The following is an 11,170-nucleotide window of genomic DNA, read 5'->3' on the forward strand; positions in this document are numbered from 1 at the left end:
CCGTCAGATGTGTATATGAGACAGGATCAAGGTAACCTGAGCCATAAAAAAACGGCCCGCTATCGAAATAGCGGGCCGTTTTTATTCAATCATCCATACCGCGACCGCTGAACAAGCGGTTGATCATTTCCATGGAATACCCTCGGTACGCCAGGAAACGCCCCTGCTTGGCTCGCTCCCGTGCATCGATGGGCAAATGCCCTGAGAACTTGCGACGCCAGGTGTCCGTCAGTTGCTCCTGCCAATCGATACCGCTTTCGCGCAGGGCAAGTTCGATGTCCGGGCGTTGCAAGCCGCGTTGGCCCAGTTCCTCACGAATGCGCAAAGGACCATAGCCGGAGCGAGCACGATAAGCGACGAAGCTTTCCAGGTAACGGGACTCCGACAACAAGCCCTCTTCAGTCAAGCGGTCGAGGGCTGTGTCGATCAACTCATCGGCTGCGCCGCGCTGACGCAGTTTACGCGTCAGCTCGACCCGACCGTGCTCCCGTCTGGCGAGCAGGTCCATCGCGGTTCGCCGCACCGCGACGAGGGTATCGAGTAGGGCGGTCATCGGATCAATCAGATGTCGGCATCAGCCAGGTCGTCAACGGGCTCGCGATTAGCCACGGACTTGACGTCTGCCACCGGGCTCAACAGCTTGTCACGCAGCTGCTTCTCGAGGGCCGCGGCAACTTCCGGGTTATCCGCCAGGAACTTGGCCGAGTTGGCCTTGCCCTGACCGATCTTGGTGCCGTTGTAGGCGTACCAGGCGCCCGACTTCTCGACGAAACCGTGCAACACACCCAGGTCGATCATCTCGCCATTGAGGTAGATGCCCTTGCCGTAAAGAATCTGGAACTCGGCCTGGCGGAACGGCGAAGCCACCTTGTTCTTCACGACCTTGACGCGGGTTTCGCTGCCGACCACTTCGTCACCTTCTTTCACCGCGCCGGTACGGCGGATGTCGAGGCGAACCGAGGCGTAGAACTTCAGTGCGTTACCACCGGTGGTGGTTTCCGGGCTGCCGAACATCACGCCGATCTTCATACGGATCTGGTTGATGAAGATCACCAGGCAGTTGGCGTTCTTGATGTTACCGGTGATTTTACGCAGGGCCTGGGACATCAGGCGAGCCTGGAGGCCCACGTGCATGTCGCCCATTTCACCTTCGATTTCAGCCTTTGGCACCAGTGCAGCCACAGAGTCGACGATGATCACGTCAACCGCATTGGAACGCACCAGCATGTCGGTGATTTCCAGGGCTTGCTCGCCGGTGTCCGGCTGGGAAACCAGCAGGTCGTCGACGTTGACACCCAGTTTGCCGGCGTACTCCGGGTCCAGGGCGTGTTCGGCATCGACGAAGGCGCAGGTCGCGCCGGCTTTTTGGGCCTGGGCGATCACGGACAAGGTCAGTGTGGTTTTACCGGACGATTCAGGACCGTAGATTTCAACGATCCGGCCTTTTGGCAGACCGCCAATGCCTAGCGCAATGTCCAGGCCCAGGGAGCCGGTGGAGATGGAAGGAATAGCCTGACGGTCCTGATCGCCCATACGCATTACGGCACCCTTGCCGAATTGACGTTCGATCTGACCCAAGGCCGCAGCCAAGGCTTTCTTCTTGTTGTCGTCCATTAAAGTCCTCACGTAATCAATAAGGCCTGGCGGCCAACACCTGTATAAGTAGCCAGTATTATTCCACAGCGATCCGGGATCGCCTACCCCTGATTTGAGATTTCTACGGCGGCATGTTGTAACAGCCCGTCTAGCGCGGCCTTCACCGTTTGTCGGCGGACCTCGTCGCGACTGCCTGGGAAGAATTTCTGCTCGCTGTACACCGTCTCGCCGACCCTCCAGGCGATCCACACGGTACCCACCGGTTTGCTCGGCGAGCCCCCGTCCGGCCCGGCCACGCCGCTGACCGCCACGGCAAACCGCGCCAGGCTTTTGCGCTGGGCACCTAGCGCCATGGCCTCGACCACCTCGCGGCTGACCGCCCCCACCTTTTCGAACAACCCGGCGGGCACATCCAACTGCTGGCTCTTCTGACGATTGGAATAGGTGACATAACCGGCCTCGAACCAGGCCGAACTCCCGGGGATCCGCGTGATGGCCTCGGCAATCCCCCCACCCGTACAGGACTCGGCTGTGGTCACATGGGCATTGAGCCGCTGCAGGCGCCTGCCCAGTTCCGCGGCCAGTTCGGTAATGTCTTCCACGGTGCTCTCCTGATTCCACGCAATTGGGGCCTACCGTACACGAGCGATCGAAGCTTGCAAGGCTCGCCAGACTACTGACCCAGGGCCCTGATGTAGGCCTGGCAAGCCTGCAACGCGATCAATCCGCGGTCACCGGCGTCGGTGATGGCGATAATTCGTTGAGCATGCGCCGGGTCAAGTCGGGCGCGTGGGGCGCCATGATCCACGCCGCTGGCGCGGGCGGCGGCAGGCACTGCACAACCGGCGGCAACCTCGTCGGCGTCGAGGAGGACTGACAGCCGGACATCGGCAGTAGCAAGGCGATCGCGCAGGCGATCCTGGTCACGTTGGGCATCGCTCAAGGCTCGGTAATGGGTTTGTTCGCTGGCAGCGAGTTGTAGCTCCAGGGCCAGGCGCTTGTCCTGCTCGGCCTTTTGCTGCATCGCCGCCGCCTGGGTGATTTGATTCAGCGTTTCGGCCTGGGCCTGTGCGAGTCGGGCCAGTTGCTGACCGTAACGCCAGTCCTGAAACCGCCACGCAAGCATCGCCGAACCGCCGGCCAGCAGCGCGAGCAACACGACAACGCCCAGGGCACGGGATGAAAAGGGCATCAGGTCGAAGGTTGGCACAACACCTCCTTCGCCCGCGCCCACAATTGCAGGCGGTCCTCCAGGCCGTTCAAACCACCGTTGATACGACGGGTGATGGTGTTGAACTGATCGCGGTCGGCCAATTCGTTCAAGCCGTTCTGCTCCCAGAACCAGGCGGCGGATTCGGCGGCCCATTGCGGCCGTTCAAGAAGCTCAGGCAAGGCCAGCAGGCGTTCGTCGCCGAACAGGCCGAGGCTGCAACGCAGATAGTTGTCGTGGCCGGTAATCTGGATCAGTCCTCGGCCGCGATACTTTTGACCGTCACCGTCAGCCTGGGGCGAGTTGCCCAGGCGAACGGCCAGGGTTCCGGTATCGTATTTTCCAAGGTACTGCTCGCTGCCTAGCTCACGCACATAACGCAATTGTCCCGACTCATGACCGACCTGGGCCAGGAACGCGCTCAAGCGTTTGACGCTGATGATCCGATAGCGGTCCATGGCAGCGTTCAGGACCGGTGCAAAAACGCTGGCATTGGCGCCGGCGCTCGGGAGGATTTGCAGCAGTTGGGCTCGCGTGACGAGCATGGCATTCTCCTTGATTGACCCAATGCTGGATCGGCTTCAGAAAAACTGCGTGGGGATCGGTGTGATCTTCATGGAGGAATTCCAGTTGTTGAAAAGTTGCAGTCGAGGAATACCTGTGGGAGCGAGCTTGCTCGCGATAGCGGTGGGTCAGTCGATATCAAAGTGACTGAGCTGACGCTATCGCGAGCAGGCTCGCTCCCACAGGTTTGCTCGGCGTTGCACATACCCATGCGCCCATCCGAGTCCTTCTGTGGGAGCGGGCTTGCTCGCGAAAGCGGTGCGTCAGGCAACATTGATGCTGGATGTTCTGGCGTCTTTGCGAGCAAGCTCGCTCCCACAGGGTGGGTAGGGTCAGGCCTTGGCGTCCAGGCAGGTTGCGTCAATGGTGCAGCGGTAGCTTTTTTCCCGGTCGCCGCTGGCGGTGACTTTGTCGATCGACCAGCGACCACGCATGAAGTCCGGCCAGGACGGGTCCAGCAGTACGATGCCTTCGGCGGACAGCCCCGGGTTGCCAGGGCATTCGATCTTTACCTTGAGGGCTTCGCGCTCCATCCGCCGCACCTCGCCTTCACCGGCGGCGCGGGCGTCGTCTGCGCTCTGAAAGCGTTGGCGCAGGGTCTTGAACGGCGCGATGCCGCTCTTCTCGACCTGCAGCTTGCCGGCCGCCGCATCCCACCAATGGGTCTTGCAGCCCTGGTACTTGGCTCGGGCGGTTTCATCAAACTTGGCCGAAATGAAGGCGTGGTCGCCCGGGCGATTGTTGGTCGTCACCGACAGTTTCATCTCGGGCAGGACCTTGCCCGACAACGACTTCGCCTGGCCGCGCCGGGCCAGCACATACAGCTCGTTGACTGGTTTGGCGACGGCGTCATAACGATGGGCCAGGCGAGTGAGGAACCCCATGTCGGTTTCGTTGGACTGGTCAATGTGCTCGATTTTTATCAGCGACAGGTCCGGCGCCACACGGGGCGAAAACCCGTGCCTGGAAGTCAGCTGACGAAACAGCGCCCCCAGGGTCGTCGGACCATGGCTGACGGATCGGCGCTGCTTGAAGCCTGTCTGGTCCGCCGCGCTGAACGGCGCCGCCATGGCCACCAGCACCAGTTGCAGCGGAAACAGGAACGGCGTGCGCCGAGTGATGACGAACTCGCCTTTGTCCACCAAGCCCGATTCCAGGTAACCGACCCGCAGGCCGATTTTCCCGCCCAGGCTGGGCAACCCTTCCAGACCGTCCAGGCTGATGGTGAGCGTCAGCTGATCGGACTCGATCCCCGCCGCGTCGACATGCTCCCACTTGAGCAGGCGTTCGATTAGCAGCGCGGCGTTCGCGCCATAAATCTCCACCGCAGGCGTAAACCCCAATGCCATGTCGCCTCCTTAATCGCAGGCCGAAACCGGTGGGGTTGCCACGGGCTTGAGGTCCACTTCCGGCAAGACCACCCACACACCCGCCGGCAATACCGGGCCCCCTTCAGCCAATCCGGGATTGAGACGCCAGAGCGCCTCCTCGACGAGGTCGTCGCAACGTTCCAGCTCCCGATAGAGCTAGAGATTCACCGAATCACCGGCGATACTTCGAACCCTACGCATTGGCGAACTCCTTCAAATCAACCACCCAGCCCACCACCATCGCCGAGCCGTCATCAATGATTGCGGTCTGGGTTTCCGTGACATTGTTGATCTGCCACAGGCCCCAGTTGCGGCCGATGCCATCGACCAACGGCAGTGGGACGCGCTGCGCCTGCAAAGCGCGCAACTCATCGAGGCGATCCATGGCGGTGGCGTACATCGATTTGCCGGTGATCGTCAGCCCTTGCAGGCCTTGGCCGATCTGGCTGGACTTGGGCTTGCTGGTGAGGATGTCGATGTTTTTCCAGCCGCCATCCGAGGTGTGTACCAACTGGTGGTACGCAAAATTTCTCGACAGGCCAAAGATGAAACTGCCGAGGGCCATTTGTTGACGCATCACGTACCTCCGTCGGTCAGGGCCGCGTCACTGCGCATGGCGAGTGAGTTGGACATGGATGTCAGGCCGAATTGGCCGGTGATCTGTTGCACCACCAGGTTCGCCAACTGGCTCGCACTGGCCTGGTCCTGGCCGTTGATGTAAATGTTGGCGGTCATGGTGTTTTGCTGTGTGTTTGCCTGGGTGCTGGCCAGGTCTTTGCTGACCTGCTCTGGCGCGGCGAGCCTGTCGACCGGGGCGACGAGTTTTTCCCCCAGAGACGCGCCGACATCGCTCCCCAGCCAGCCGCCCAGTAGTCCGCCAATCACGCCACCAATGGCAGTGCCGAGCACCGGCACGACACTCCCCAACGCAGCACCGGCCGCAGACCCCGCAGCAGCGCCGGCCCAGCCGCCACCTGCGGCGCCCAGGCCTGCGCCCATCATCCGCTTGTCGCCGGTCAGGACACCCTCGGCCACATCAGCGACGGGGCCGACTACTTTTAAGGGGCCTGGCGCCCTGCGAGTCATCGAGCGTAACGAGGCGGTTGGCGCGAGTGAAAAACGCCCTGCGCCTCCCAGTGAGCCTCGTGTACTGACGCGTATTTTCGACCCTCTCGGGGATTCGGGACGCTGGTTGGCATTGCTTGTATCCAGCTTGCCCACCCGAGGATTTCTGAAATCTTCGGAGATCACTTCACCCAATCGGCCGGGAAGGTGCGGAGCGGCCCTCCCCAACACCCGCTTGGCCACCTGACTGGAGATCTCATCCCCTACCGCCTTGAGTAGCACACCCACCAGCGGTTTGATCGCCGCGCCGATCAACACGATGGCCGCGGCGGCTTTGGGTGAGGACTCTGCCAATTCACTCATGCCATCGGCCAGCGAACCCAGCCACTGAAACGAGCTACCCGCCGAAGGCATCAGCGCGTTTCCCGTGGCCAACGACAAACGCTCGTTGCGGGCGTTGAGGATATTCAGTTGGCCTTGATGGGTTTTCGACAGCGCCAATGCATCCTGCCGCACCGAACCGTCGTTGCCCAATTGTGAAGTGGCGTATTGGCCTGGGTCTTTCACCTGTAGGAAGGCTGCGTTCACATCGGGCAGTTTCCGCGCCATGCGCAGCACGGCTTCATCGCCATTGCTGAATAACGTCGTGGCCAGGGCCGAGCGCATTTCGGCCGGTTGCGCGTTCAAGGCCGCCAGCACCGTCATCACCGTGCCAGGCGCCGTGTCCTTGCCACGCATGCCGCTCGCCACCGCCGTGGGTTCCAGGCCCAACTGTTTCCAGGCCGTTTGCTCGGTGGCGGAAACTTGGTCACCCTTGCCCAGGGCCGTGGTGAAGCTATCCAGCGCCACGCCGGCTTCCGCTTGTTTGGTACCGGTATTGAGCAATGCCGCCGTCACCGCTGCGGCTTGCACAGGGGCCAGGCCTGCCGTCGTCGCAGCCGCACCGTCACGCTGCAAGACCGCGCCAATTTCAGCCGGTTTCGCACCGTCGGGTAGCTTGCCCAACTGGTTGGTTGCATCCGCCAAGTCAAAAGCTTGAGCGCCGCTGAGCTTCATGGAGATGCGCCAGTCGGCCAGCATCTCGGCAACCTCCATGGCCGGTCTCTTGGTCGCCGTCGCGATGACAGCAGCATCCGAGGCGAAACGCGACAGCTCCGACGGTCGGTCCGCGGCAGTGGGCAAATCGTTGCCGATGCCTTTGCTGGCCGCCAGGCTTTGCATTCTCACCACTTCAACCGCCGGGGTGCCCCCGGCCGCCACCAGCTGAGCGGTGGCGACGTGCCGGGTTGACTCAGTCGTCTGTTCGATCTGGCGAGGGCTAAATCCGGTGACCTGCTTCAGATCGGCCATGGCCGAATCCATCGCTATCGCAGGTTTGAGCAGCGCCGGTGGTTCGATACCGCCACTGGACTTGCCCTTTTGCTCATTGGCCGACTCGCCCTTGGCGCCGGCGCCCATTGTTTGGGAGAACAATCGTTGCGCCGAAAGCTTTACAGTCAGCGACTCGATCGCCGTAGTCAGCAGCCCGAGCTTGAGACCGAGCGTCTCCAATGCCAGATCGAGGCTCGCCAATTGATCCCTGGCGAACGCGCCTTGTGCCGACACGCCACTGGTGAGGCTGGCATTACCGAACGCCAACCCAGGCTCATTGAAGGTTGCGTATTTGAGCGAATATCTATCGTCCGCCATCCCGCTCTACTCCTGTTTCACGCCAAGGCGAGTGATCGCGATGTCGTAGCGGCGCAAGGCCTTGCCGGCGTCCCACTCCAGGATTTCCGCCTCACTTACCGAGTAAATGAGCGGCACCACATCGAGGATCACTTCGATGTCGCGCTCCGAAAGAAGTCCGCCGGTTTGTTTAAAAAATCGTCGATGCGTACCTGTAGCTGGGTCCAGTCGGGCACAGTCAGGTGATCGAGGTCGGGGATCATCAGGCCAGTGCAATGGGCGGTGATGAACTCAGCGCGTTCCTTGGCCGTCTTCAGTTTTTTCATCGCCTTGGTGGCACGCAGCACCGGCATTTCCAGGGTCAACGAAGTCAGGCTGCGGCCCGCGACGTCGAGCGGTTGCAGCAGCTGCACCTGGTCGGGTTCGACCGCTGTGCTGTCCATCGATTCCAGGAAGTACGACGCCGGGCGCGTGGACATTTCGTGCACGTACTGGGCAATGCTCACGTAATCCGGGCGCTTGAGCTGGTCGAGTTCCTTGATCGACAGGCCGGTCGCCAGTTTGGCCAGTTCGAAGAACTGATCGTCCTCGTCATCGCCGGCACGGGACAGGGCCTCTTTTTGCGCGGCGTAGTACAGCGGCTTGAGTGGGAGCTGCTCGATCTGCGAGCCATCGTCACCGGTGATCGGCGACAGCAGCTCATGGGTAGGAGGCATCCAGGACATGAAATCAATTCCTTGGTGAATCAGAGGACAACCTGTGGGAGCGAGCTTGCTCGCGATGACGGCGGTGCGTTCAGCATCGAGGTGTCTGACACTCCGCTATCGCGAGCAAGCACGCTCCCACAGGGACTGCATCTGCCGGCTGGCAAAGGCTTAAGGCAACAACACCGCACGGCGCGCATCGCCAAGAATGTCGACGCCGTTGAGCACGAACTTCTGGGTGCGCACGTCGATGTCGATCACCGGCACGCCATTTTCCAGACGGTTGTAAGTGCGGCAGGACAACTCAAGATTGGTCTTGGGCTTCTCGCCCATCTTCAGCGTGGTTTCCTCAAGGGATTTCAACTTGCCGCCCACCGTGTGATAGGTGAACCAAGTGTTGCCGTCCTGGTCCTGGCCGGCTTCACGCACGTTGAGCAGAATGTCCTCGCCCACCGTCACGCCCAACGCCAGCATGACTTCCGGACCGAGGCCTTGCAGGGTCAGCTTGGCCGTCAGCACCTTGCCGCCCTTGGCCATTTCCTCGCCAATGAAACGGCCGCCACGCATCTCTTCCATGTCGAATTCGATTTTCGGCGGGGTGAAATCTTCCACGGTCGCCGACAACGGCAGGCCTTGCAGGGTGGCCGCGATGGCCTGTCTTACGCGGTTGGTAAACATTAGAGAACGTCCTCCAGGAACTGCTCGATGATTTCATCGCGGGCATTGAGTTGATAAATCATGTGTTCGTTCGGCGCGTAGCGGCCGTAGTCGATGACCACGTACCAGGTGCCGTTCTTGTACTTCTCGACGCTGTTCAATTCCGGGTGCAGGTACACGCTGCCGCCGGGAATGGTTGCGTCGGCCACCAGGGTTTGCAGCCAGTCGTTGATGCGCTTGACCTCCTGGTCCATGAACGACTTGGTCAGGTTCTTGGCCAGGGCATACTGGCCGGCCTTCACCACCTTGCGGCTGATGGCATCTTCCTGGCCGACGTAGCTGATGAACTTGCCGGTGATGGAGCGGTTGCCCAGCAGCGAGAAGCCGCCGAGGATCGTCCGGGCGTAGTAGCTGACGCCGTAGCGATTGAGCAGATCGCCTTCGGTGGAGGTGTCGAGGATGTTGTATTCGACGGTGCGCGAAACGTCCTCGGCGAAGGTCACCTGGTTGCCCGGGCTCTCCCACTGCTTGACCTTGGCAAGCGCGGCGATGGCCAGGCTCGACGGGGCCAGGAAGACGTTTTTCTTCGCGGCCTTGGAGTACACCGCCGGCATGTTGTGCACCACCAGGCAACGGTCGAAACCGAGGTCCGCGCCGCCCAGCTCCTGGCTGTAGGTCACTTGGTCGGCAACCGAGGCGTCCTTGCCATCGAGCACCACACGGGCCTTGATGCGCTTGCCAAACGAAGCGAATTCGCTGGCCACGGCCTTGGTGCCGGTGAAGCCCGGCGCGCCGATGATGGTCAGGTCTTCGGCCACGCCACTCAACGCGGCCAGGCCCAACTTGCGCCCGGTCTGCGCCTCGATGCCGCCGATCACGTTGTTCTGCGTGTCGGCCAGGGTCGCGCCCTCTTCGACGATGACCACGTAGACCGGCACCTTGACCACTTTGAGAATCTGGTAGACCGCCTGGAACAACGTACCCGCCTCGGCACCGCTCGGGTCCAGCTGGGCCTGGGTGGTGAAGCTGTTGATACGGAACGGGGTGTTTTTCGGAATCAGCGGATTGGCATTCGGCGCAGTGCCGACCAGACCGATGACGTTGTCACCCAGGCCACCCATGGCCTCGGGAGATTCAGTGGCATTGACGGTAATGCCGTTGTGCTCGAAGTTCAAAACCTCAGCCATGGTTATTCAGCCTTCTTGGTGGTGGCCTTTTTGGCCGGGTTGGATGCAGGAGCCGGTTCGACGGCTTCGGTTTTTTTCAATGCCAGGCGACCGGCGCTGCGCAAAGCGTTGGCCTCGACGTCGAGCAGATCGAGTTCCTGGCCGACGGTCGACCAGTGCCCGCCTCCGGTGGGGAATGGGAGGAGCACGGTGTAGGTTTGGCGTAGTGCCATTTGGGTTTCTCCGGATATGAAAAAAGCCCCTGGGGAAGGGGCTGTTGGGTGTTGTTGAAATTTGACGGTCAAAAAAATGCCCCGTGGTGCGGGGCGACTTATTGGGTTTGACTGACGAACCAGGGCAGCACGACGGGGCGGTATTGGCTGTCGGGGAAACTTGGTGACTGCGGCCAGTCCCGGAGGGCCTGCCGGTAGATAAGCAATTCGGAAAACTGAGCGTCCGTCAGGGTAGTCTCCTGTTTCAAGTCCTGTTCATCTCGATGACGTATCACGAGCCACTCGCTGGCGTGAATCTGCGCGTCGCGCCAGGCTCGCTCGCTGGCGGCCAGGGAATCGCCCTCCCTCACCGGCTCGACAAATGCCTCCCCGTCGTACCGCCAGCCGTGCCTGACTTCTCCGCCGCATGGCTTCCACATCAAATCCGGGTGGAAACGTCCTGCGGGATCGACCTCCGTCACCTCATGCACAACGCTGTCTTGTATCAATGCCCACATGTTGATCACCATCTGATAACTACTTGACCGGGCGACCCATTGCCGCCGTTGCCGTTTTCATTGCCGCCGCCCCCGCCGCTGCCGGCAAGCGTACTAGACGAACCGCCTTGCTCAACTGAACCTGCTCCTGCCCCATAACCTCGGCCGCCCGCGCCATGTCCGCCGCCGTATATGGATCCAGAAGAAGCCAGGCCATTGTCGTGGCGAGTTGCATGTCCACCTGAGCCCAAAGTGGTATTGATATCTCCTCCTGAGCCAAGGCCCGCTCTGCCGCCGTACCACTTCGACGCACCAGCACCGCCCGTTGCACTCATGAAACTGCCGAAAGATGATGCATTGCCAGGCGCTCCGTCGCCATCACTTCCGGCCCAGCCAGCCCCACCAGCGCCGACAGTAACCGTGACAGAGGAAACGCCGCTCAGGTCTACCAACCCTTCGGA

Annotated in this window: 14 protein-coding genes; all 14 read right to left on the bottom strand. The window is 61.3% G+C overall.

What is annotated here, in order from left to right:
- Nucleotides 1–85 precede the first annotated feature (85 nt).
- The 14 genes from recX to HGO40_RS29320 all read right to left on the bottom strand — a co-directional run bounded on the left by recX (nt 86) and on the right by HGO40_RS29320 (nt 10,742).
- Entirely contained in the window at nt 86–553 is a 468-nt protein-coding gene (recX, locus tag HGO40_RS29255) for a recombination regulator RecX (protein WP_250965883.1), read from the bottom strand.
- Nucleotides 554–561: 8 nt separating this feature from the next.
- Entirely contained in the window at nt 562–1,614 is a 1,053-nt protein-coding gene (gene recA, locus HGO40_RS29260; protein WP_014336835.1) for a recombinase RecA, read from the bottom strand.
- Nucleotides 1,615–1,697: 83 nt separating this feature from the next.
- Complete coding sequence (locus HGO40_RS29265; protein WP_250965884.1) at nt 1,698–2,198, bottom strand: CinA family protein; 501 nt, start codon at nt 2,196–2,198, stop codon at nt 1,698–1,700.
- A 71-nt stretch (nt 2,199–2,269) separates the two neighbouring features.
- Nucleotides 2,270–2,806 (bottom strand): lysis system i-spanin subunit Rz, encoded by a 537-nt coding sequence (locus HGO40_RS29270; protein ID WP_250965885.1) that lies wholly within the window; start codon nt 2,804–2,806, stop codon nt 2,270–2,272.
- Entirely contained in the window at nt 2,788–3,351 is a 564-nt protein-coding gene (locus HGO40_RS29275) for a glycoside hydrolase family 19 protein (RefSeq protein ID WP_250965886.1), read from the bottom strand. The genes HGO40_RS29270 and HGO40_RS29275 overlap by 19 nt, the downstream gene beginning before the upstream one ends.
- Before the next feature lie 351 nt (nt 3,352–3,702).
- On the bottom strand, nt 3,703–4,719 hold the full coding sequence (locus HGO40_RS29280; RefSeq protein WP_250965887.1) for a contractile injection system protein, VgrG/Pvc8 family: 1,017 nt from the start codon (nt 4,717–4,719) through the stop codon (nt 3,703–3,705).
- 9 nt (nt 4,720–4,728) lie between these two features.
- Complete coding sequence (locus HGO40_RS29285) at nt 4,729–4,884, bottom strand: tail protein X (protein ID WP_250965895.1); 156 nt, start codon at nt 4,882–4,884, stop codon at nt 4,729–4,731.
- Between the two features lie 49 nt (nt 4,885–4,933).
- Entirely contained in the window at nt 4,934–5,317 is a 384-nt protein-coding gene (locus HGO40_RS29290; protein ID WP_250965888.1) for a phage tail protein, read from the bottom strand.
- Nucleotides 5,317–7,494 (bottom strand): phage tail tape measure protein, encoded by a 2,178-nt coding sequence (locus tag HGO40_RS29295; protein WP_250965889.1) that lies wholly within the window; start codon nt 7,492–7,494, stop codon nt 5,317–5,319. The genes HGO40_RS29290 and HGO40_RS29295 overlap by 1 nt, the downstream gene beginning before the upstream one ends.
- Nucleotides 7,495–7,622: 128 nt before the next feature.
- Nucleotides 7,623–8,198 carry a phage tail assembly protein gene (locus tag HGO40_RS29300; protein ID WP_250965890.1) on the bottom strand — a complete coding sequence of 192 codons (576 nt, stop codon included), beginning with the start codon at nt 8,196–8,198 and terminating at the stop codon, nt 7,623–7,625.
- A gap of 150 nt (nt 8,199–8,348) precedes the next feature.
- On the bottom strand, nt 8,349–8,855 hold the full coding sequence (locus HGO40_RS29305; protein WP_250965891.1) for a phage major tail tube protein: 507 nt from the start codon (nt 8,853–8,855) through the stop codon (nt 8,349–8,351).
- A complete protein-coding gene (locus HGO40_RS29310; RefSeq protein WP_250965892.1) occupies nt 8,855–10,021 on the bottom strand; it encodes a phage tail sheath protein in 1,167 nt (388 codons plus the stop codon). The genes HGO40_RS29305 and HGO40_RS29310 overlap by 1 nt, the downstream gene beginning before the upstream one ends.
- Nucleotides 10,022–10,023: 2 nt before the next feature.
- Nucleotides 10,024–10,233 (bottom strand): hypothetical protein, encoded by a 210-nt coding sequence (locus HGO40_RS29315; RefSeq protein ID WP_250965893.1) that lies wholly within the window; start codon nt 10,231–10,233, stop codon nt 10,024–10,026.
- A 98-nt stretch (nt 10,234–10,331) separates the two neighbouring features.
- On the bottom strand, nt 10,332–10,742 hold the full coding sequence (locus tag HGO40_RS29320) for a phage tail assembly chaperone (RefSeq protein ID WP_250965894.1): 411 nt from the start codon (nt 10,740–10,742) through the stop codon (nt 10,332–10,334).
- Between the last annotated feature and the right edge of the window lie 428 nt (nt 10,743–11,170).

It is taken from the genome of Pseudomonas sp. CG7 (genome assembly GCF_023701885.1).
GTDB classification, from domain to species: domain Bacteria; phylum Pseudomonadota; class Gammaproteobacteria; order Pseudomonadales; family Pseudomonadaceae; genus Aquipseudomonas; species Aquipseudomonas zanjanensis.